The 22,336-nt window shown below is 70.6% G+C and carries 18 protein-coding genes; 11 read left to right on the plus strand and 7 right to left on the minus strand.

Going from position 1 to position 22,336, the window contains the following annotated elements; all coding sequences use genetic code 11:
• Nucleotides 1–71 precede the first annotated feature (71 nt).
• From ABZT02_RS23700 to ABZT02_RS23715, 4 genes are all read right to left on the minus strand, one after another.
• Nucleotides 72–983 (minus strand): carbohydrate kinase, encoded by a 912-nt coding sequence (locus ABZT02_RS23700; protein WP_356020286.1) that lies wholly within the window; start codon nt 981–983, stop codon nt 72–74.
• Entirely contained in the window at nt 980–2,101 is a 1,122-nt protein-coding gene (locus ABZT02_RS23705) for a LacI family DNA-binding transcriptional regulator (RefSeq protein ID WP_356020289.1), read from the minus strand. Before ABZT02_RS23705 ends, ABZT02_RS23700 begins: the two co-directional genes overlap by 4 nt.
• Before the next feature lie 138 nt (nt 2,102–2,239).
• Nucleotides 2,240–3,196 (minus strand): hypothetical protein, encoded by a 957-nt coding sequence (locus tag ABZT02_RS23710; protein ID WP_356020291.1) that lies wholly within the window; start codon nt 3,194–3,196, stop codon nt 2,240–2,242.
• Nucleotides 3,197–3,405: 209 nt separating this feature from the next.
• A complete protein-coding gene (locus ABZT02_RS23715) occupies nt 3,406–3,600 on the minus strand; it encodes a hypothetical protein (protein ID WP_356020293.1) in 195 nt (64 codons plus the stop codon).
• A gap of 618 nt (nt 3,601–4,218) precedes the next feature.
• On the opposite strand from ABZT02_RS23715, the gene uvrC reads away from it, so the two are divergent.
• From uvrC to pgi, 11 genes are all read left to right on the plus strand, one after another.
• Nucleotides 4,219–6,324 carry an excinuclease ABC subunit UvrC gene (uvrC, locus tag ABZT02_RS23720; RefSeq protein WP_356020296.1) on the plus strand — a complete coding sequence of 702 codons (2,106 nt, stop codon included), beginning with the start codon at nt 4,219–4,221 and terminating at the stop codon, nt 6,322–6,324.
• On the plus strand, nt 6,321–7,280 hold the full coding sequence (gene rapZ / locus ABZT02_RS23725) for an RNase adapter RapZ (RefSeq protein WP_356020299.1): 960 nt from the start codon (nt 6,321–6,323) through the stop codon (nt 7,278–7,280). Before uvrC ends, rapZ begins: the two co-directional genes overlap by 4 nt.
• Entirely contained in the window at nt 7,277–8,344 is a 1,068-nt protein-coding gene (gene yvcK / locus ABZT02_RS23730) for a uridine diphosphate-N-acetylglucosamine-binding protein YvcK (RefSeq protein ID WP_356020301.1), read from the plus strand. The genes rapZ and yvcK overlap by 4 nt, the downstream gene beginning before the upstream one ends.
• Nucleotides 8,335–9,324 (plus strand): DNA-binding protein WhiA, encoded by a 990-nt coding sequence (gene whiA, locus ABZT02_RS23735; protein WP_356020304.1) that lies wholly within the window; start codon nt 8,335–8,337, stop codon nt 9,322–9,324. Before yvcK ends, whiA begins: the two co-directional genes overlap by 10 nt.
• 146 nt (nt 9,325–9,470) lie before the next feature.
• Nucleotides 9,471–12,422 (plus strand): M14 family zinc carboxypeptidase, encoded by a 2,952-nt coding sequence (locus ABZT02_RS23740; protein ID WP_356020306.1) that lies wholly within the window; start codon nt 9,471–9,473, stop codon nt 12,420–12,422.
• A gap of 213 nt (nt 12,423–12,635) precedes the next feature.
• Nucleotides 12,636–13,646, plus strand: coding sequence for a type I glyceraldehyde-3-phosphate dehydrogenase (gap, locus tag ABZT02_RS23745; protein WP_356020309.1), 1,011 nt, complete (start codon nt 12,636–12,638; stop codon nt 13,644–13,646).
• Nucleotides 13,647–13,769: 123 nt separating this feature from the next.
• Complete coding sequence (locus ABZT02_RS23750; RefSeq protein WP_356020311.1) at nt 13,770–14,981, plus strand: phosphoglycerate kinase; 1,212 nt, start codon at nt 13,770–13,772, stop codon at nt 14,979–14,981.
• A 6-nt stretch (nt 14,982–14,987) separates the two neighbouring features.
• Nucleotides 14,988–15,764, plus strand: coding sequence for a triose-phosphate isomerase (gene tpiA, locus ABZT02_RS23755; RefSeq protein ID WP_356020313.1), 777 nt, complete (start codon nt 14,988–14,990; stop codon nt 15,762–15,764).
• A gap of 103 nt (nt 15,765–15,867) precedes the next feature.
• Nucleotides 15,868–16,098, plus strand: a complete 231-nt coding sequence (gene secG, locus ABZT02_RS23760) for a preprotein translocase subunit SecG (protein WP_356020725.1) — start codon at nt 15,868–15,870, stop codon at nt 16,096–16,098.
• A gap of 214 nt (nt 16,099–16,312) precedes the next feature.
• Nucleotides 16,313–16,648, plus strand: a complete 336-nt coding sequence (locus tag ABZT02_RS23765) for an RNA polymerase-binding protein RbpA (RefSeq protein ID WP_003976875.1) — start codon at nt 16,313–16,315, stop codon at nt 16,646–16,648.
• Between the two features lie 481 nt (nt 16,649–17,129).
• Complete coding sequence (gene pgi / locus ABZT02_RS23770; protein WP_356020315.1) at nt 17,130–18,782, plus strand: glucose-6-phosphate isomerase; 1,653 nt, start codon at nt 17,130–17,132, stop codon at nt 18,780–18,782.
• 95 nt (nt 18,783–18,877) lie between these two features.
• Here pgi and pgl read toward each other — a convergent pair whose 3' ends face one another.
• Genes pgl through zwf form a run of 3 tightly spaced genes read right to left on the minus strand, consistent with a single transcriptional unit; the run spans nt 18,878 to nt 22,334 of the window.
• On the minus strand, nt 18,878–19,660 hold the full coding sequence (pgl, locus tag ABZT02_RS23775; RefSeq protein WP_356020318.1) for a 6-phosphogluconolactonase: 783 nt from the start codon (nt 19,658–19,660) through the stop codon (nt 18,878–18,880).
• Nucleotides 19,657–20,814 carry a glucose-6-phosphate dehydrogenase assembly protein OpcA gene (gene opcA / locus ABZT02_RS23780; protein WP_356020320.1) on the minus strand — a complete coding sequence of 386 codons (1,158 nt, stop codon included), beginning with the start codon at nt 20,812–20,814 and terminating at the stop codon, nt 19,657–19,659. The genes pgl and opcA overlap by 4 nt, the downstream gene beginning before the upstream one ends.
• Nucleotides 20,811–22,334: a glucose-6-phosphate dehydrogenase gene (gene zwf, locus ABZT02_RS23785; RefSeq protein ID WP_356020322.1), complete on the minus strand. Its 1,524-nt coding sequence runs from the start codon at nt 22,332–22,334 to the stop codon at nt 20,811–20,813. The genes opcA and zwf overlap by 4 nt, the downstream gene beginning before the upstream one ends.
• Nucleotides 22,335–22,336: the final 2 nt, after the last annotated feature.

Raw genomic sequence — 22,336 nt, forward strand, 5'->3', positions numbered from 1 at the left:
ATCCCGAGTGGACACGAACGAGCGGTGCCCCGCAGGGAACTCCCTGCGGGGCACCGCTCGTTCGACGGCCCCTACAGCTCGCCCAGTTCGGACGCGTACGGCGGCTGCGCCCCGGCTCGTGAGCAGGTGATCGCCGCCGCGCGTGCCGCGAACCGCAGCAGCCGGGTCCAGTCCTCGACGTCCAGGCCGGCGAGCGCCTCCGGGGACAGCGCGTCGAGGGTGGCCAGGCCGTGCAGCAGGGCCGCGTTCACCGTGTCGCCCGCGCCGATCGTGTCCACGACGTCGACCTTCTCGCCCGGCACGGGCAGCACCGCCCCGTCCCGGGTGAAAACGGTCAGCCCGTCACCGCCCTGGGTGACCACGACGGCCGAGGGCCCCGCGGCCAGCCACTCGCGCGGGGTCCCGCCCAGCCACAGCGCGTCCTCCTGGGAGAGCTTGAGCAGCGACACCGACGGCAGCCAGCTCTTGAAGCGGGCCCGGTAGGCGTCCGCGTCGGGGATCAGCCCGGCGCGGATGTTCGGGTCGAGCGCGGTGAAGACGCCCTGCGCGGCCGCGGTCCGCAGCAGCTCCTCGTAGGCGCTCGCCCCCGGCTCCAGGACGAGCGAGCAGGTGCCGAAGGACACCGCGCGCGTGCCGGCGGGGAGTTCGGCGGGGGCGGCGAACCGGCGGTCGGCGGTGCCGTCGACGTAGAAGGAGTAGGCGGCCGAGCCGTTGGTGTCGATGGTGGCGACGGCGAGCGTGGTGGGTTCCGTGCCGCGCTGCACGGCGGACACGTCCACCCCCGCCTCCCGGAGCCCGTCCAGCAGGGCCTCTCCGAAGGCGTCGAGCGAGGTGCGGGAGCAGAAGGCGGTGGGGGAGCCGAGCCGGCCGAGGGCCACGGCGGTGTTGTAGGGGCCGCCCCCGAGCGCCGGCTTGAGACCCGCGAGGGCGCCCGTGCCCTGCGGTACCAGATCGATCAGGGCCTCACCGGCGACGACGATCACGAATCGGTTCCTTTCTCGAAGGCGAGGGCTGCGAGGGGTGTGACGGCTGCGAGGGCTGTGAGGCCCTGTGAGGGCTGTGCAGGGCGCGCCGACCCCTCCCCGGCGTCGGAGCACCCGCATGACGTGCGATGCACGAACGCGCAGTCCAGGCGCACGGTCCGGGCGGGCCGGTCCGGCATGTCGAGGCGTTCCAGGAGCACACGGACCGCCCGCGCGCCGATCTCCCTGCTGGGCTGGGCGATCGCGGTGAGCCGGGGCGAGAACAGGTCGGCCCAGGCGAAGTCGTCGAAGCAGCACAGGGCGAGGTCGTCCGGCACCGAAAGGCCGTGCTCGCGCAGGGCGCGCAGGGTGCCGATGGTCATCGCGTTGTTGGCGGTGACGAGGGCGGTGGGCGGGGAGGCGAGGGAGAGCAGCGCGGCGGTGGCGCGCTCGGCTCCGGCGGACTCGGAGTCGCCGTGGACGACGAGGTGATCGTCGTAGGGGAGACCGGCGGCCGTCAGGCCCTGTCGGTATCCGGAGATCCGTTCGGCGGTGGTGCTGAGTCCGGGCAGGCCGGCCACCAGGCCGATGTGGCGGTGGCCGAGTCCGGCGAGATGGGTGACCAGCCGGGCCGTCGGCTCGGTGTTCTCGGCGCAGACCTGGTCGAAGCGCTGCGGGTCGCCCCCGGGGACGGTGACGAGCCGGTCGAGGAACACTGCCGGGACCTGGTGGCGCCCGAGGTAGGAGACGAGCTCGCGCGGGTCCGCCGAGGGCGCGACGATCATCCCGTCCACGCGCCTCTCGTGCAGCAGTTGGACGACCTTGCGCTCGTGGTCGGGATCGTCGTGCGGATCGGCGATGAGCAGGCTGTAGCCGTGCTCCAGCGCGCCCGCCTCGACGCCCTGGAGGATCTCCGTGAAGTACGGGTTGCTGATCGCCGACACCGCGAGCCCGATGGAGCGGGTGCGGGAGGTCACCAGGGAGCGGGCCAGGGTGTTGGGGGTGTAGCCCAGTTCGTCGACGGCGTCCAGCACGGCCTGGCGGGTGTGGGGCAGGACCGGCCGGGTGCCGTTGAGGACGTGCGAGACGGTCGCCACGGACACCCCCGCGCTGCGTGCCACGTCGGCCATGGTCGGCATCGGGTTCCCCTCCCGGAACGGGTGTCCACAGGGCACTGGAACGGCGGCCCACGCCCGGGAAGGTATCCCATTCCGCAGCCCACGTAAACGCTTGCGCAAACGTTTACGTGCTGTGAACGGCCTGACGCGTCACCCCGCTCACTCCCACTCCCACCCGATCCCCACCACCCCCGACCGCACCCGCGGCTCGACCAGGTGCACCGAGTGGTGGTGGCCGGTGAGGGACAGTTCCTGGCGGCCGCTGCGGGGCGCCGCGGGGGAGTGCTGGGCGAAGCGGTGGCAGCGCAGCGGCAGGGCGCCCTCGTCGAACCGGACCTGGAGCGCGTACTGCCCGCCGGGCGAGCCGAAGCCGCGGACGTACTCGCGCGACACCCCGGCCGTGCCGTCCTCGACGCAGTAGCGGAACAGAAAGGTGTCGCCCGCCCGCAGCCGGGCGTCGAGGAGCAGCTCGGCCACGAGCACCCCGGTGTCGTGGTGCGAACGGACGCGTCCCGTACGGCAGTTCTCCAGGGCGTGCACGGTCATGTGCTCCGGCACGCACCCCGGGTCGCCGTGGTGGACGGCGATGAAGCGGTCGACGCCCTCGCGGTGGGCGCGCACGATGTGGTGCGACTCGCGACTGCGCAGCTCACGGCGCGCCCCGATGTCTATCCGCTCGTGGTGTCCGAGGGTGTGCAGGCCGCCGTCGGGCGGCGCGTCCAGCTCGCCCAGCAGTTGTCCGAGAACGTCCGAGGCGGCGAGCAGGGAGCGGTAGGAGCGGGTCGCCGGCCGCTCGGCGGTCGACCGGTCGTCGTCCTCGGCGAGCAGCCTGATCAGTGACTCCTCCGGCAGTTGGAGAATCTCCTCCAGCGCGCGTACGGCCCGCAGCGACTCGGGACGCTGCGGGCGCCGGGCGCCCTGCTGCCAGTAACTCAGGCTGGTGACCCCGACCTTGACCCCGTAGCGCGACAGATGGTGCTGGACGCGCTGGAGCGGCAGCCCCCGCGCGGCGATCGCCGCGCGCAGCGCGACGTGAAAGGGGCCGCCCCGCAGGGCCGAGTCCAGTTCCGCGTCGGCGACGCTCACGTCGTCCGCGTGCTGTGTGGCGTGCGGCATGCAGGGCCTTTCTGTACAGGTCCGGGCGGCTGGTCAGGCCGTTCGTGAGGGTGCCTCGGGGCCGTCCGTGGCAGTGCCGGGGAGGCTTCACATCCGTACGCCGTCGTTCCCGGCCCCGAGTTCCCCCGCATTGAAGCGTGTTGACCAAGTCCCGACAACACCTGTCGCCGAACGGTGGTGTACTCCCGGCCGGTCGGCGGGCCGCCCGCTCAGGTGGCGAAAGCGTTCCCGCCCCGTCCGGCAGCTCGTCCAGCCAGCCTGCTGATCGCCTGTGCCGACAGCGCCGACTTGGGCAGGAACCCGTGCGCCGGGCTGCTTGCGATCAGTTCCTCGAAGTTCTCCAGCGCGTGCGTGGAGATCAGGACGATGACGCGGGATGCACTGCGGGCCGGTTCCACCGCCACGTCGAAGCCGCTCTCGCCGTCGAGCGCAGGGTCCTGGCGGTGCTGACGTTCCTGGAGTCGCGTGAGGGCCTGCCCGGCGGGGAGGGGCGATTGTCGGCATGCCGTTCGGCCCTCAGGGGGTGGCCCCGCGAGCCGGCGCTCGACGCCGAGGGACGGTCGCCGGTCTCGCCACTGACTCGAACCGCCGCCGCCCGAACATGGTCCGGGAGGCCGTGAGCCGCGTATCTGCCGCACGGCGTCGTCCCCGTGACCTCACGGCCGGTGGCCCGCTGCTCCGGCCGGATCACCGGGTGGCGATCGAGCTGGGGTACGAGCCGCTCGGGGATCCGTATCCCGCAGCGATATCCGCAGGACCTGCTGCCCGGGCCGGCCCCGCCGGCGCGGGCGACCGCCCCGCCGTTCGGCCGGCCCGGCGAGAGCAGCACGGAAGCGACCCCGGCCGGGTCGGAAGGGCGGAAATCACACCGGGAGGCCGGCGGCCCATCCTCCCGCGTGGCCGGGCCCCGCGGGAGACAGCTCCCTCCCCTCCTTCGGGCCCGCACACGATTCGCCGGACAGTCCCGGGCCGTTGTCCACAGGCTCGCCGGAGTGTCAGCCCTCGCCAGTAGGGTGTGAGACATGGCCGACCCCTCCAGCTACCGCCCCAAACCAGGGGAGATCCCGGACTCTCCCGGGGTGTACAGGTTCCGCGACGAGCACCGCCGGGTGATCTACGTCGGAAAGGCGAAGAGCCTGCGCCAGCGCCTGGCGAACTACTTCCAGGACTTGGCGAGCCTGCACCCCCGCACCCGCACGATGGTGACCACGGCCGCGTCCGTGGAGTGGACGGTGGTGTCCACGGAGGTCGAGGCCCTGCAGCTGGAGTACTCCTGGATCAAGGAGTTCGACCCCCGGTTCAACGTCAAGTACCGCGACGACAAGAGTTACCCGTACCTCGCGGTGACGATGAACGAGGAGTTCCCGCGCGTGCAGGTGATGCGCGGCCACAAGCGCAAGGGCGTGAGGTACTTCGGGCCCTACGGGCACGCGTGGGCGATCCGCGACACCGTCGACCTCCTGCTGCGTGTCTTCCCCGTCCGCACCTGTTCCGCCGGCGTCTTCAAGAACGCCACCCGCACCGGCCGCCCCTGCCTCCTCGGTTACATCGGCAAGTGCTCGGCGCCCTGCGTCGACCGCGTCTCCGCCGACGAACACCGTGATCTGGCCGAGGAGTTCTGCGACTTCATGGCCGGCCGCACCGGCACCTACATCCGCCGTCTGGAGAAGCAGATGACGGACGCGGCCGAGGAGATGGAATACGAGCGGGCGGCCCGCCTGCGCGACGACATCGGGGCCCTGAAGAAGGCCATGGAGAAGAGCGCCGTCGTGCTCGCCGACGCGACCGACGCCGACCTGATCGCGGTCGCCGAGGACGAGCTGGAGGCCGCGGTCCAGATCTTCCACGTCCGCGGCGGACGGGTGCGCGGCCAGCGTGGCTGGGTCACCGACAAGGTCGAGGAGATCACCACCGGCGCCCTCGTCGAGCACGCCCTCCAGCAGCTCTACGGCGAGGAGAAGGGCGACTCGGTCCCCAAGGAGGTCCTCGTCCCGGCCCTGCCGGAGCCGTTCGAGCCGGTCCAGGAGTGGCTCGCCGAGCGCCGCGGTTCGGGCGTCTCGCTGCGCATCCCGCAGCGCGGCGACAAGAAGGCCCTGATGGAGACCGTGCAGCGCAACGCGCAGCAGGCACTCGTGCTCCACAAGACCAAGCGCGCCTCCGACCTCACCACGCGCTCGCGTGCCCTGGAGGAGATCGCCGAGGCCCTGGACCTGGACAGTGCCCCCCTGCGGATCGAGTGCTACGACATCTCGCACCTCCAGGGCGACGACGTGGTCGCGTCCATGGTCGTCTTCGAGGACGGGCTCCAGCGCAAGAGCGAGTACCGCCGCTTCCAGATCAAGGGCTTCGCCGGACAGGACGACGTCCGGTCCATGCACGAGGTCATCTCCCGCCGGTTCAAGCGGTACCTGGCCGAGAAGGAGAAGACCGGCGAGTGGGTGGACGACGCCTCCCAGAGCGACGCCTCTCAGAACTCCGAGAACGAGCCCTCCCCGATCGGCGGCTCGCAAAGCCTCTCCGAGAACGGCCTCAAGGACGACGACGGCCGCCCCAAGAAGTTCGCCTACCCGCCCCAGCTCGTCGTCGTCGACGGCGGACAGCCCCAGGTCGCGGCCGCCAAGAGGGCGCTGGACGAGCTCGGCATCGACGACATCGCCGTCTGCGGCCTCGCCAAGCGCCTGGAGGAGGTCTGGCTGCCGGCGGAGGACGACCCGGTCGTGCTGCCCCGCACCAGCGAAGGCCTGTACCTTCTCCAGCGGGTCCGTGACGAGGCCCACCGCTTCGCGATCACCTACCAGCGCACCAAGCGGAGCCAGCGCTTCCGGTCGAGCCCCCTCGACGACGTCCCCGGCCTCGGGGACACGCGCAAGCAGGCCCTGCTGAAACATTTCGGGTCCTTGAAGAAACTACGATCCGCCACCATCGACCAGATCTGCGAGGTCCCCGGCATAGGCCGCAAGACGGCCGAGACGATCGCCGTGGCCCTCGCCCAGGCGGCCCCGGCCGCGCCCGCCGTGAACACGGCGACTGGAGAGATCATGGATGAGGAGGAACCCGGCACCACGGGTTCCGGTGGGGACCCCGTGACGGCGGGTGCCCCGGACGAACGACGGGGGCAGGAGACATGAATGTGAACGAGCACCAAGAACAACAGGACCAGGGCGGAGACGACGCGCAGGTGAGCACGGGCACCGCCCTCGACGCGGGCGGCGTCCCGGAGGCGGCCATCCCCGAGCTGGTGATCATCTCCGGCATGTCCGGCGCCGGCCGCTCCACCGCCGCGAAGTGCCTGGAGGACCTCGGCTGGTTCGTCGTCGACAACCTCCCGCCCGCGCTGATCCCCACCATGGTGGAGCTCGGCGCCCGCTCCCAGGGCAACGTCGCCCGGATCGCGGTGGTCGTCGACGTCCGCGGCCGGCGCTTCTTCGACAACCTCCGCGAGTCCCTCGCCGACCTGGAGGCCAAGCACGTCACCCGGCGGATCGTCTTCCTGGAGTCCTCCGACGACGCACTGGTGCGCCGCTTCGAGTCCGTGCGCCGCCCGCACCCCCTCCAGGGCGACGGCCGCATCGTCGACGGCATCGACGCCGAGCGCGAACTCCTGCGCGAGCTGCGCGGCGACGCCGACCTGGTCATCGACACCTCCAGCCTCAACGTGCACGAGCTGCGCGCCAAGATGGACGCCCAGTTCGCCGGCGAGGAGGAGCCCGAGCTCAGGGCCACGGTCATGTCCTTCGGCTTCAAGTACGGCCTGCCGGTCGACGCCGACCTGGTCGCGGACATGCGGTTCCTGCCCAACCCGCACTGGGTCCCGGAGCTGCGCCCCTTCACCGGCCTCAACGAGGAGGTGTCGGCGTACATCTTCAACCAGCCCGGCGCCAAGGAGTTCCTCGACCGCTACGCCGAGCTGCTGCGCCTCGTCGCGGCCGGCTACCGCCGTGAGGGCAAGCGGTACGTGACCATCGCGATCGGCTGCACCGGCGGCAAGCACCGCTCGGTCGCCACGTCGGAGAAGCTCGCCGCGCGCCTCGCGGCCGAGGGTGTGGAGACGGTGGTCGTACACCGGGACATGGGACGGGAATGACAGGACGTTCTTCCCGGCTGAGCAGGCTGCGCCGGGCGGTGCCCGAGGGACGAGTGAGCCGTCCCGCCGAGGCCCGCGGCGCCAAACCGCGCCGCCGCGGCGCCCAGCCCAAGGTGGTCGCGCTCGGCGGCGGCATGGGCCTGTCCGCCTCGCTCGCCGCCCTGCGCCGGATCACCGGCGACCTCACCGCCGTCGTCACCGTGGCCGACGACGGCGGCTCCAGCGGGCGCCTGCGCGACGAGCTGGGCGTCCTGCCGCCCGGCGACCTGCGCAAGGCGCTGGCCGCGCTGTGCGGCGACGACGACTGGGGCCAGACCTGGGCCCGGGTCATCCAGCACCGCTTCCAGTCCAAGGGCGACCTGCACGAACACGCGGTCGGCAATCTGCTGATCGTCGCCCTGTGGGAGCAGCTCGGCGACCATGTCCAGGCCCTCGACCTGGTCGGCAGACTCCTCGGCGCGCACGGGCGCGTGCTGCCCATGTCCGCCGTACCCCTGGAGCTCCAGGCCCTGGTCAAGGGGCACGACCCGGAGCGGCCCGAGGACGTGGACACCGTACGGGGACAGGCGACCGTGGCCCTGACCCCGGGCGAGGTGCAGTCCGTGCACGTCGTGCCGCACGACCCGCCGGCGGTCCCCGAGGCGGTCGAGGCCGTCCGGGACGCGGACTGGGTGGTCCTCGGTCCCGGCTCCTGGTTCTCCTCGGTCATCCCGCACCTGCTGGTGCCCGAACTGCTGGACGCGCTCACCCAGACGAAGGCGCGCCGGGTACTCTCCCTGAATCTCGCACCGCAGCCGGGAGAAACCGATGGCTTCTCCCCGCAGCGTCATTTGGAGGTTTTGGGACGACACGCCCCTAAACTCGCCCTGGACGTGGTGCTGGCCGACCAGGCCGCCGTGCCCGACCGCGATTCCCTGACCGATGCCGCCAAGCGGTTCGGCGCCGCGGTCGAGCTGGCGCCGGTGGCCCGGCCCGACGGGACCCCGAGGCACGACCCGGAGCTGTTGGCCGCCGCGTACGACCGTATTTTTCGGATGCATGGAAGGATCGGCCCATGGCGATGACGGCAGCGGTGAAGGACGAGATCTCCCGGCTCCCCGTCACCCGGACCTGCTGCAGAAAGGCGGAGGTCTCCGCCGTCCTGCGGTTCGCCGGCGGCCTCCACCTGGTGAGCGGGCGCATTGTGATCGAGGCGGAGCTGGACACCGCGATGGCGGCGCGCCGCCTCAAGCGGGACATTCTGGAGATCTTCGGCCACAGCTCCGAACTGATCGTGATGGCACCGGGCGGGCTGCGCCGCGGTTCGCGTTACGTGGTCCGGGTCGTCGCCGGCGGTGACCAGCTGGCCCGGCAGACCGGCCTGGTCGATGGACGGGGCCGCCCGATCCGGGGACTGCCGCCGCAGGTCGTCTCCGGTGCCACCTGTGACGCGGAGGCCGCCTGGCGCGGGGCCTTCCTGGCGCACGGCTCGCTCACCGAGCCCGGACGTTCCTCCTCCCTGGAGGTGACCTGCCCGGGTCCGGAGGCCGCGCTCGCGCTGGTCGGCGCCGCCCGCCGCCTGTCGATCGCCGCCAAGGCCCGTGAGGTCCGCGGTGTGGACCGGGTGGTCGTCCGTGACGGTGACGCGATCGGCGCCCTGCTCACCCGGCTGGGCGCCCACGAGTCGGTGCTCGCCTGGGAGGAGCGCCGGATGCGCCGCGAGGTGCGGGCCACGGCCAACCGGCTCGCCAACTTCGACGACGCCAACCTCCGCCGCTCCGCGCGCGCGGCCGTCGCCGCCGGAGCACGGGTGCAGCGGGCCCTGGAGATCCTCGCCGACGACGTGCCCGAGCACCTCGCCGCCGCGGGGCGGCTGCGCATGGAGCACAAGCAGGCCTCCCTGGAGGAACTGGGCGCGCTGGCCGACCCGCCGCTGACCAAGGACGCCGTCGCCGGCCGTATCCGCCGTCTGCTGGCCATGGCCGACAAGCGCGCCTCCGACCTCGGCATCCCCGGCACGGAGTCCAGCATCACCGAGGAGATGGCCGACCACCTGGTCGGCTGACCCTCCTTCACCTCGCCGGTGCCGACGCCCACTTGGGCAGTCGGCACCGGCGTTTACGTATCCGTGAGGCACCCTTGACTGGATCATGAACTGTCATGAGCCTGGCATCTGTTCGCCGCTGTGGCGGACCACCGCAAGGGGGGCTCATGAGACGAAGAGCGAGACCGATCCTCGCTGTTGGCGCACTCCTGCTCGGCGGCGTGGGCGTCGCACCCGTCGCCCATGCCGCGCAGAGCGCAGGTTCTCCTGATCCGAACGAAGTCAAGGTCTTCCGCGCCGAGGTCACCAGCGGGCAGGTACCCCTGCTGCTGGCGGCCGGGCAGGACGGCCACGAACTGAGCGAGCGGGTGCCCGCGAAGGGCACCGCGACCGTCGAGGTCTACCTCACCGACCAGGAGGCCCAAAAGCTCGAAGGGCAGGGCGTCGAGCTCACCGAGCACGCCCTGACCGCCAGGGCCGAGGCCCGCGTGGACAAGGCGGCCGAGGGCGTGTTCCGGCCGTACAGCGGAAGCGGCGGCCTCCGCGAGGAGATCCTGGCGACCGCCCGGGCCAACCCCGGCCTCACCAAGGTCGTCTCCATCGGCAGGACCGTGAACGGCAGGGACATCCTCGCGCTCAAACTGACCAAGAACGCGAAGAAGTCCAAGGACGGCGCCAAACCCGCCGTGCTCTACATGTCCAACCAGCACGCGCGCGAGTGGATCACGCCGGAGATGACCCGTCGGCTGCTCCACCACTACGTCGACCACTACAAGAGCGACAAGCGCGTCAAGAAGATCGTCGACTCCACCGAGCTGTGGTTCGTCCTGTCGGCCAATCCCGACGGCTACGACTACACCTTCCAGAGCGACGACAACCGCCTGTGGCGCAAGAACCTGCGTGACAACAACGGCGACGGCACCATCGCCGTCGGCGACGGCGTCGACCTCAACCGCAACTTCTCCTACAAGTGGGGCTACGACAACGAGGGTTCGTCCCCCAACCCCACCAGCGAGACCTACCGCGGGGCGGCCCCCTCCTCCGAGCCCGAGACCAAGGCCCTGGACGCCTTCGAGAAGCGGATCGGCTTCACGTACGGCATCAACTACCACTCCGCCGCCGAACTCCTCCTCTACGGCGTCGGCTGGCAGGTGGCCACCGACACCCCCGACGACATCATGTACAAGGCGCTCGCCGGCACCCCGGACAACTCCGCGATCCCCGGCTACCGTCCGCAGGTCTCCTCGGAGCTGTACACCACCAACGGCGAGGCGGACGGCCACGCGTCGAACGTCAACGGCCTGGCGATGTTCACTCCCGAGATGTCGACCTGCCAGACCGCCTCGAACCTCGACCCGCACGACCAGTGGAACGCGGCGGACTGCCAGTCGGTCTTCAACTTCCCGGACGACGAGAAGCTGATCCAGCAGGAGTTCGAGAAGAACGTCCCCTTCGCCCTCTCGGTCGCCGAGTCCGCTGCCAGGCCCGACCAGCCGAAGTCCTCGCTCGGCCTGAAGGCCGCCGACTTCACCCCGAAGACGTTCTCCACGTCCTACTCGCGCGGCGCCGACCAGGAGGTCTCCGTCGTCGTACGCAAGGCCGTGCGCGACAAGGAGCTCAAGTACCGCGTCAACGGCGGCCGTACGAAGGACGAGACGCTCAGGACCTGGAAGGGCGGCGAGACCTACGGCGGTGAGGACAACCTCTACTTCGACGAGTACCGGGCGAAGGTCGAGGACGCCGACCCGGGCGACAAGGTCGAGGTCTGGTTCACCGGCCGGACGGAGAGTGGAAAGCCCACCTCCAGCACGCACTTCACGTACACCGTGGCCGAGCGGCCGCGCGCGGACGTACTCGTGGTCGCCGAGGAGGGCGCGACCGCCACACAGGCGCAGACGTACGTCGACGCGCTCAAGGCGGCCGGCCGGAAGGCGATCGTCTGGAACGTGGCCACCCAGGGAGCGCCCGACGCGCTCGGGGTCCTGGACCACTTCAGGTCGGTCGTCCACTACACGGGCGCGACCGTCCCGGGCAATCCCACCCAGCTCCAGCTGCGCGCCTTCCTGAACGAGGGCGGCAAGCTGGTCGAGGCGGGCGAGCGGGCCGGCGGCAGCGTCGACCTGGGCGACGGCACCCTGTCGAACGACTTCAGCCAGTACTACCTGGGCGCCTACACCCGTACGACCCTGCCGGGCGCCACCGCCTTCCAGGGCACGGGCAAGCTCGCCGGGGCCTCCGGAACCCTCGGCGCCGCGCCCGGCAACCCGCTGGACGCGGCCGGGTCCTTCAGCGCCACCTCGGACAACCTGCCCGCGGCGGCCTTCCCGCAGTTCGCGAGCGCGGGAGCGGGCACGTACCCCGGTACGCCCAACCCGTACGGACCGTACGAGGGCGCGTCCATGGCGGCCGTCACGCACAGCGACTACGCCTGGAACCGCCTCACCCGCACCATCGACCTCACCCAGGTCACCGCCGCGCAGGCACCCGCCCTGCGCACCCGGCTGCTGTGGGACACCGAGGAGGGCTACGACCACGCCGTCCTGGAGGCGCACACCGCCGGGGCCGACGACTGGACCACGCTCCCGGAGAAGAACGGTGCGACCAGCACCGCCGTGCCCGCCGAGTGCGAGGCCGGGTTCTTCATCGCGGCCCACCCCGCGCTCAAGCGGTATCTGACGCAGGGCGCCGACGGCTGCACGGCCTCCGGCACCAGCGGACAGTGGAACAGCTTCACCGGATCCTCGGCCGGCTGGCAGGAGGTCTCCTTCGACCTCTCCGCGTACGCCGGCAAGAAGGTGGAGGTCTCCCTCAGCTACATCACCGACCCGGGCTCCGGCGGTCGCGGTGTCCTCGCCGACAACGCGTCCGTGGTCATCGGCGGCCAGGCCACCGAGACCGAGGGCTTCGAGACCTCGCTCGGCGCGTGGAGCGTGCCGGGGCCGCCCGCGGGCAGCCCCGCGGTCGTGACGGACTGGGGGCGCGCGGGAGAGCTGTTCAAGACGTACGGCGCGGTCACCACGGACGACACCGTGCTGCTGGGCTTCGGCCTGGAGCACGTCACCGCGGCGGCCGACCGCACGGCCCTCGTCGGAAAGGCGCTCGCCGCCATCCGCGGGTGAACCGGGCGTGACCCGATGTAGTCAATCCGGGTGACCTGAGCTTTCGGGCCGGGGCGGTCCGTACCCCTACTGGCGGGTACGGACCGCCCTGCCGTGTATGGGGCATCTCGATGTCACTCCGCAAGCCTCAGGGAGGTAGGGTCGGGGGTGGTCGGGGACATCCCATACAGCTCGCCGGTCTCACAACCGGCGTACCAACGAGGAGATCGGTTCGTGACGATCCGCGTAGGCATCAACGGCTTTGGCCGCATCGGTCGTAACTACTTCCGCGCGCTGCTGGAGCAGGGTGCTGACATCGAGATCGTGGCTGTCAACGACCTGGGTGACACCGCGACCACCGCTCACCTGCTCAAGTACGACACCATCCTGGGCCGCCTCAAGGCCGAGGTGTCGCACACCGCCGACACGATCACCGTCGACGGTCACACCATCAAGGTGCTGTCCGAGCGCAACCCCGCTGACATCCCCTGGGGTCAGCTGGGCGTCGACATCGTCATCGAGTCGACCGGCATCTTCACGAAGAAGGCCGACGCCGAGAAGCACATCGCCGGCGGCGCCAAGAAGGTCCTCATCTCGGCTCCGGCCAAGGACGAGGACATCACCATCGTGATGGGCGTCAACCAGGACAAGTACGACGCGGCCAACCACCACGTCATCTCCAACGCCTCCTGCACCACCAACTGTGTGGCGCCGATGGCCAAGGTCCTCGACGAGAACTTCGGCATCGTCAAGGGCCTGATGACGACGGTCCACGCGTACACCAACGACCAGCGCATCCTGGACTTCCCGCACTCGGACCTGCGCCGCGCCCGCGCCGCCGCCGAGAACATCATCCCGACCACGACCGGTGCCGCCAAGGCCACCGCCCTGGTCCTCCCGCAGCTCAAGGGCAAGCTCGACGGCATCGCGATGCGCGTCCCGGTCCCCACCGGTTCCGCCACCGACCTCGTCGTGACGCTCCAGCGCGAGGTCACCAAGGACGAGGTCAACGCCGCGTTCAAGAAGGCCTCCGACGACGGCGACCTCAAGGGCTTCCTGACCTACACCGAGGACCCGATCGTCTCCTCGGACATCGTCGGCGACCCGTCGTCCTGCACCTTCGACTCCTCCCTGACCATGGTCCAGGAGGGCAACACGGTGAAGATCCTCGGCTGGTACGACAACGAGTGGGGCTACTCCAACCGCCTCGTCGACCTCACGGTCTTCGTCGGCAACCAGCTCTGATCGACCGATCAGGCACCTAGGTGTGTGAACAGGGCTCGGGCAGCGCGAGGGCGCGTTGCCCGAGCCCTGACTCACGTGATCAGCTCTCGTACGATCCAGAGCCCTCCTCAGGAGTCCCCTTTTATGAAGACGATCGACGAACTCCTCGCCGAAGGCGTGGCCGGCAAGCGGGTCTTCGTCCGCGCCGACCTCAACGTGCCGCTCGACGGCACCACCATCACCGACGACGGCCGGATCCGCGCCGTTGTGCCGACCGTCAAGGCCCTCGCCGAGGCGGGTGCCCGCGTGGTCGTCGCCTCCCATCTGGGCCGTCCCAAGGGCGCCCCGGACCCTGCCTTCTCCCTCGCCCCGGCCGCCGCCCGCCTCGGTGAACTCCTCGACGCCTCCGTGGCGTTCGCGACCGACACGGTGGGCGAGTCGGCCACGGCCACGGTCGCGGGCCTCGCCGACGGCCAGGTCGCCGTCGTCGAGAACCTCCGCTTCAACGCCGGCGAGACCTCCAAGGACGACGCCGAGCGCGGTGCCTTCGCCGACCAGCTCGCCGCTCTCGCCGACGTCTACGTCGGCGACGGCTTCGGGGCCGTCCACCGAAAGCACGCCTCGGTCTTCGACCTCCCGGCCCGGCTGCCGCACTACGCCGGCTACCTCATCGCCACCGAGGTCGGCGTCCTGAAGAAGCTCACCGACGACGTCCAGCGGCCCTACGTGGTCGTGCTCGGCGGCGCCAAGGTCTCCGACAAGCTCGCCGTCATCGACCAGCTGCTCGGCAAGGCCGACCGCATCCTCATCGGCGGCGGCATGGCGTTCACCTTCCTCAAGGCCAAGGGCCACGAGGTCGGCGCCTCCCTCCTCCAGGAGGACCAGATCCCGGCGGTCCTGGAGTACATCGAGCGCGCCGAGAAGACCGGCGTCGAGCTGGTCCTGCCGGTCGACGCGGTGGTCGCCCCCGCGTTCCCGGACCTGAAGACCAAGGCCCCGGCCGACTCCACCACCGTCGCCGCGGACGCCATCCCGGCCGACCGGATGGGCCTGGACATCGGCCCGGCGTCCGGCAAGCTGTACGCCTCGAAGATCACCGACGCCGCCACCGTCTTCTGGAACGGCCCGATGGGCGTCTTCGAACACCCCGAATTCGCCGAGGGCACCAAGGCGGTCGCCCAGGCTCTCCTCGACTCCTCGGCCTTCACGGTCGTCGGCGGTGGCGACTCCGCCGCGGCCGTCCGCATCCTGGGCTTCGACGAGAACGCGTTCGGACACATCTCGACCGGTGGCGGCGCCTCCCTCGAATACCTCGAGGGCAAGACGCTCCCCGGCCTCGCCGCACTGGAGGACTGACCCCGCATGACCACTCGCACGCCGATCATGGCGGGTAACTGGAAGATGAACCTCAACCACCTCGAGGCCATCGCGCACGTCCAGAAGCTCGCCTTCGCCCTCGCGGACAAGGACTACGAGGCCGTCGAGGTCGCCGTCCTGCCGCCCTTCACCGACCTGCGCTCCGTGCAGACCCTGGTCGACGGCGACAAGCTCAAGATCAAGTACGGTGCCCAGGACATCTCGGCCCAGGACTCCGGCGCCTACACCGGCGAGATCTCCGGCTCGATGCTGGCCAAGCTGAAGTGCACGTACGTGGCGATCGGCCACTCCGAGCGCCGTCAGTACCACGCGGAGACCGACGAGATCGTCAACGCCAAGGTCAAGGCCGCCTACAAGCACGGCCTCACCCCGATCCTGTGCGTCGGCGAGGAGCTGGACGTCCGCGAGGCGGGCAACCACGTCTCCCACACCCTCGCCCAGGTCGAGGGCGGGCTCAAGGACCTCCCGGCCGAGCAGGCCGAGTCCGTCGTCATCGCCTACGAGCCCGTGTGGGCCATCGGCACCGGCAAGGTCTGCGGCGCCGAGGACGCCCAGGAGGTCTGCGCCGCCATCCGCGGCAAGATCGCCGAGCTGTACTCGCAGGAGCTGGCCGACCAGGTCCGCATCCAGTACGGCGGCTCCGTCAAGGCCGGCAACGTCGCCGAGATCATGGCGCAGGCCGACATCGACGGCGCGCTGGTCGGCGGTGCCTCACTGGATGCCGACGAGTTCGTCAAGATCGTGCGCTTCCGGGACCAGTAAGTAGGCCCTGGCGGCGATCCGTCGTACTCTTGCGGGGGCATGGCCCTCGAGGCCGTGCCCCCGTCGTTCATCCGAATCCGAGAGAGTTGGTCCAGCCGTGGTTTTGGGGTTCTCGATCGCCCTGATCGTCTTCAGCGGGCTGCTGATGCTGCTGGTGCTGATGCACAAGGGGAAGGGCGGCGGCCTCTCCGACATGTTCGGTGGCGGCATGCAGTCGTCCGTCGGTGGTTCCTCGGTCGCCGAGCGCAACCTCGACCGCATCACCGTGGTGATCGGTCTGCTGTGGTTCGCGTGCATTGTCGTACTCGCTCTTCTCATGAAGACGAACAGCTGAGCGGCCACGCCCCACACAGCACACACATTCCGCACGTAAGGCCCCATGTTCGGTACGCGCACCTGAGCGCGGCCTATCATGGGGCTTGCGTCTGGATGTGGGGTCGGTAACTCCCATCACTGGACGCGCGTTGGGCCTTACGTAGACTGAGGCGCTCGCAACGAAGCGACACGTCGACTCGCTTCGCGGCACCATCACGCAGGGAGTTACGACCGTGGCAAGTGGCAACGCGATCCGTGGTAGCCGGGTCGGGGCGGGGCCGATGGGCGAAGCCGAGCGGGGCGAGTCCGCGCCCCGTCTGCGCATCTCCTTCTGGTGCTCCAACGGGCACGAGACGCAGCCCAGCTTCGCCAGCGACGCGCAGGTCCCCGAAACCTGGGACTGCCCGCGCTGCGGCTTTCCCGCCGGACAGGACCGGGACAACCCGCCGGACCCGCCGCGCACCGAGCCGTACAAGACGCATCTCGCGTACGTACGGGAGCGGCGCAGCGACGCGGACGGCGAGGCGATCCTCGCCGAGGCCCTCGCCAAACTGCGGGGCGAGATCTAGGAGTCGAAAGCCGGCCGGGTACCGAGGGGTGCCTGGCCGGAGCCGTTTCACGGCTGTCCGCCCGGCCACGTGCGTCTGCGGGGCACGGGGAGTCGGGCGGTCGTGGAGTGCTGCCGTGCTCTCGAGTTTCGGTGCGCGCCGCGTGGGTCCGCGCTACCCCCTGCTCACCGCGACCCCTGACGGACCGGCCGCCGCACATCTCGCGGTCGCGCTCGGCCTGCCGTCCGCTGTGAAGTGCGGGGCCCGGACGGCCGGTTCCCGATCCGCGTGGGCGGGTGGGCGGTGCTTGCTCGCGGGCGCGGCACCAGTCGGCGCACTGCGGCCGGGTTCCTCTCCCTGCCCGTTGTCTCGCTGATACCCGTGCTCCCCGCGCACGTATCTGTTGGTGCGCCGGACGCCGACGCCTCCACGGCCGGCGTCCCGCGTTGATCAACCAGGTGGGAACAGCTGGGACAGGCACGAAAGAAGGCTGAAGTCGGACATGAACGCAGACGGCCGCACCAGGCTCAACCGGACGCCCGAATGGGCCGCGCTGGCCGGGCACCGCGAGGCGCTCGGCGAGGTGCAGTTGAGGGAGCTGTTCGCAGCCGACCCCGGGCGCGGCACCGGGTACACCCTGCGGGTCGGTGACCTGTACGTCGACTACTCCAAGCACCTGGTCACCGACGAGACGCTGCGGCTGCTGCGCGAACTCGCCGCCGCGACCGACGTGTTCGGGCTCAGGGACGCCATGTTCCGCGGCGAGAAGATCAACACGACCGAGGACCGGGCCGTGCTGCACACCGCGCTCCGCGCCCCGCGCGACGCGGTGATCGAGGTCGACGGGGAGAACGTCGTCCCGGGCGTGCACGCCGTGCTCGACAGGATGAGCGACTTCGCGGCACGCGTCCGCTCCGGCGGGTGGACCGGCCACACCGGCAAGCGGATCAAGAACGTCGTCAACATCGGCATCGGCGGCTCCGACCTGGGCCCCGCCATGGCGTACGAGGTGCTGCGCGGCTTCACCGACCGCGGCCTCACCGTCCGCTTCGTGTCGAACGTCGACGGTGCCGACCTGCACGAGGCCACCCGCGACCTGGACGCCGCCGAGACGCTGTTCATCATCGCCTCCAAGACCTTCACCACGATCGAGACGATCACCAACGCCACCTCGGCCCGCGAGTGGCTGCTCACCGAGCTCAAGGCCGGCCAGGAAGCTGTCGCCCGGCACTTCGTGGCGCTGTCGACCAATGCCGAGAAGGTGTCGGACTTCGGCATCGACACGGCCAACATGTTCGAGTTCTGGGACTGGGTGGGCGGCCGCTACTCCTACGACTCGGCGATCGGACTGTCCCTGATGATCGCCATCGGCCCGGACCGGTTCCGCGAGATGCTCGACGGGTTCCATCTCGTCGACGAACACTTCAGGACTGCGCCCGCCGACTCCAACGTGCCTCTGCTCCTTGGCCTGTTGGGCATCTGGTACGGCAACTTCCACGACGCCCAGTCGCACGCCGTACTGCCGTACAGCCACTACCTGTCCAAGTTCACCGCCTACCTGCAGCAGCTGGACATGGAGTCCAACGGCAAGTCCGTGGGCCGTGACGGGCGGCCCGTGGAGTGGCAGACCGGGCCGGTGGTGTGGGGCACGCCCGGCACCAACGGGCAGCACGCCTACTACCAGCTCATCCACCAGGGCACGAAGCTGATCCCGGCGGACTTCATCGGCTTCGCCGAGCCGGTCGCCGAGCTCTCCGACGGGCTCAAGGCCCAGCACGACCTGCTCATGGCGAGCTTCTTCGCCCAGACCCAGGCGCTGGCCTTCGGCAAGACGCCGGACGAGGTGCGGGCGGAGGGAGTGGCCGAGGAACTGGTCCCGCACAGGACGTTCCGCGGCAACCACCCCACGACCACGATCCTCGCGAAGGAGCTCACCCCGTCCGTCCTCGGCCAGCTCATCGCCCTCTACGAACACAAGGTGTTCGTCCAGGGCGCGATCTGGAACATCGACTCCTTCGACCAGTGGGGCGTCGAGCTCGGCAAGGTCCTCGCCCAGCGCGTCGAACCGGCGCTCACCGAGGGCGCCGAGGTGCCGGGCCTGGACGCGTCCACCAGGGCCCTGGTGACGACGTACCGGGAGCTGCGCGGCAGGTAGTGAAGAGCCTCAACGGCCGGAGCCCGTACGGTACTTGACCGTACGGGCTCCGGAACCGGCCTGGTCCGCGGACGGGGTCCGTCCGCGGACGTTCGTCAGGGCGAAGCCGGCGGATACAGGGACCTCGGCAGCTGGGAGGCCGCCGCCGAGTCCAGCAGCCACAGGGTGCGGGCCCGGCCACGGGCCCCCGCCGCCGGGGCCTGGATCTCACCCGCGCCGGACAGGGCGATCGCAGCGGCCTCTGCCTTGTCCTCGCCGGCCGCCAGGAGCCAGACCTCGCGGGCCGCGCGGATCGCGGGCAGGGTCAACGACACCCGGGTGGGCGGAGGCTTCGGCGCGCCGCGGACACCGACGACCGTGCGCTCGGTCTCCCGTACCGCGGGGAGTTCCGGGAACAGGGACGCCACGTGGGTGTCCGGGCCGACGCCCAGCATCAGGACGTCGAAGGTGGGGACCGCGCCGTGGTTCTCGGGACCGGCCGCACGGGCCAGCTCCTCGGCGTAGGCCGCCGCCGCGGCCTCGACGTCGTCACCGTGCGGGCCGTCCGACGCGGGCATGGCGTGCACGCGCTTCGGGTCCAGCGGTACGGCGTCCAGCAGGGCCTCGCGGGCCTGCGTGTCGTTGCGCTCCGGGTCGCTCTCGGGCAGGAAGCGCTCGTCTCCCCACCACAGGTCCAGGCGGCCCCAGTCGACGGCGTCCCGGGCGGGCGCCGCGGCCAGGGCGGCGAGCAGGCCGTTGCCGTTGCGGCCGCCCGTGAGGACGATCGACGCCGAGCCCCGGGAGGCCTGCGCGTCCACGATTTTGGTGATCAGACGGGCCGCGGCCGCCTGGGCCATCAGCTCCTTGTCGTGGTGCACGACCAGCTGCGGGGTGCTCACTTCGCCGCCTTCCCGGACAGACCGGAGGGGACCGGCTTCAGCGATGCCGACGGCGCCGCTTCCTCCCGGGGAGCTTCCGCAGCGCCCTCGACAGGGGCTTTGACGGCGAGCTCGGTGGAGGCTGCGTCCGGTTCTCCGGAGGCGGGTTCTCCTTTGGCGCCGGATCCTTTGGCGCCGGACTCTTTGGCGCCGGACTCCTTGACGCTTCCCGGCTCCGGAAAGGGCGCCGAGGAGTTCAGCCGCTCCACCCCGAAGCGCAGCGCCGCCGCGTACGTGTCGTCCGGATCGAGCCTGCGCAGCTCCTCCGCGATCAGCTCGGCCGTGTCCCGGCGCTTGAGCGCCACCGCACGGTCCGGCTGCCCCTGGATGGAGAGCGTGGCGAGCGAGCCGTCCGCGCGGTCCAGGACGATCGGACCGCTGTTCGTGTGCATGCGTACCGCTGTCAGGCCGGGGCCGCTGGACAGCGACCGCTTCACCGGCACGTCCAGCCGGTCCGCCAGCCACATCGCCAGCAGCTCGCAGCTCGGGTTGAACTCCTCGCCCTCCACCTCGACGGCCTTCACCTTGCAGGTGACCTGGTCGAGCGCGGCGGCCAGCATCGAGCGCCACGGCGTGATGCGGGTCCAGGAGAGGTCGGTGTCGCCCGGCGTGTAGGCGTCGGCGCGTGCCGACAGCTCGCGCACCGGCTGCTCGGAGGAGTACGTGTCGGTGACCCGTCGCTGGGCGAGCGCCCCGAGCGGATCCCCGGCCGGGTCGAGCGGCGCGTCCACCGGCCACCAGACGACGACGGGCGCGTCCGGCAGCAGCAGCGGAAGGACCACAGACTGGGCGTGGTCGGCGACGTCGCCGTACAGCCGCAGCACCACCGTCTCGCCGGTGCCCGCGTCCGCGCCCACCCGTACCTCGGCGTCGAGGCGGGACTGGGTGCGGTCACGAGGGCTGCGTGACACCCGCTTGATGACCACCAGCGTGCGCGAGGGGTGCTCGCGCGACGCGTCGTTGGCGGCCTTGAGGGCGTCGTAGGCGTTCTCCTCGTCCGTGACGATGACCAGGGTGAGCACCATGCCGACGGCCGGTGTGCCGATGGCCCGGCGGGCCTTGACCAGGGCCTTGTTGATCTTGCTGGCCGTGGTGTCCGTGAGGTCTGTCTTCATGGCCGGCGCCAGCTCCGTCCCTCTCGTGCGAGCATGTCGTCCGCCTCGACCGGGCCCCAGGTACCGGAGGGGTACTGGGCGGGCTTGCCGTGCGTGTCCCAGTACTCCTCGATCGGGTCGAGGATCTTCCAGGACAGCTCGACCTCCTCCGTGCGGGGGAAGAGGTTCGAGTCGCCGAGCAGGACGTCGAGGATCAGGCGCTCGTACGCCTCGGGCGAGGACTCCGTGAACGACTCGCCGTAGGCGAAGTCCATGGACACGTCCCGGATCTCCATCGAGGTGCCCGGCACCTTGGAGCCGAAGCGGACGGTGACGCCCTCGTCGGGCTGGACGCGGATGACGATCGCGTTGGAGCCGAGCTCCTCGGTGGCCGTCGTGTCGAAGGGGGAGTGCGGGGCCCGCTGGAAGACCACCGCGATCTCGGTGACCCGGCGGCCCAGGCGCTTGCCGGTGCGCAGGTAGAACGGAACGCCCGCCCAGCGGCGGTTGTCGATCTCCACCTTGATGGCCGCGTAGGTGTCGGTCTTGGACTGGGGGTCGATGCCGTCCTCTTCGAGGTAGCCGACCGCCTTCTCGCCGCCCTGCCAGCCCGCCGCGTACTGTCCGCGCACGGTGTCCCGGCCCAGGTCCTTCGGCAGCTTCACCGCGCCGAGCACCTTGGTCTTCTCCGCGGCCAGCGCGTCCGCGTCGAAGGACGCCGGCTCCTCCATGGCGGTGAGGGCCATGAGCTGGAGCAGGTGGTTCTGGATGACGTCACGGGCGGCGCCGATGCCGTCGTAGTAGCCGGCCCGGCCGCCGATGCCGATGTCCTCGGCCATCGTGATCTGCACGTGGTCCACGAAGGACCGGTTCCAGATCGGCTCGAACATCGTGTTGGCGAAGCGCAGCGCCAGGATGTTCTGGACGGTCTCCTTGCCCAGGTAGTGGTCGATGCGGAAGACCTGGTCCGGGGCGAAGACCTCCTCGACGGTCGCGTTGAGCTCCTCGGCCGACTTGAGGTTGTGACCGAAGGGCTTCTCGATGACCGCGCGCCGCCAGGAGCCGCTCGACTGGTCGGCCAGCCGGTGCTTCTTCAGCTGCTGGATGACCACGGGGAAGGCGGACGGCGGCACGGACAGGTAGAAGGCGAAGTTGCCGCCGGTGCCCTGGGCCTTGTCCAGTTCGTCGATGGTGTCGCGCAGCCGCTCGAACGAGTCGTCGTCGTCGAAGGTGCCCTGGACGAAGCGCATCCCCTGGATGAGCTGCTGCCAGACCTCCTCGCGGAACGGCGTCCGCGCGTGTTCCTTGACGGCGTCGTGGACGACTTCCGCGAAGTCCTCGTTCTCCCAGTCCCGCCGGGCGAAGCCGACCAGTGAGAAGCCCGGCGGCAGCAGACCCCGGTTCGCGAGGTCGTACACGGCGGGCATGAGCTTCTTTCGTGACAAATCGCCCGTGACGCCGAAGATGACCAGGCCCGACGGCCCCGCGATACGCGGGAGCCGTCGGTCGGCAGGGTCACGCAGCGGGTTGCTGCTCGACAAGA

Origin of the sequence: Streptomyces sp. NPDC005402 (assembly GCF_040606575.1) — a bacterium.
Classification (GTDB): Bacteria; Actinomycetota; Actinomycetes; order Streptomycetales; family Streptomycetaceae; genus Streptomyces.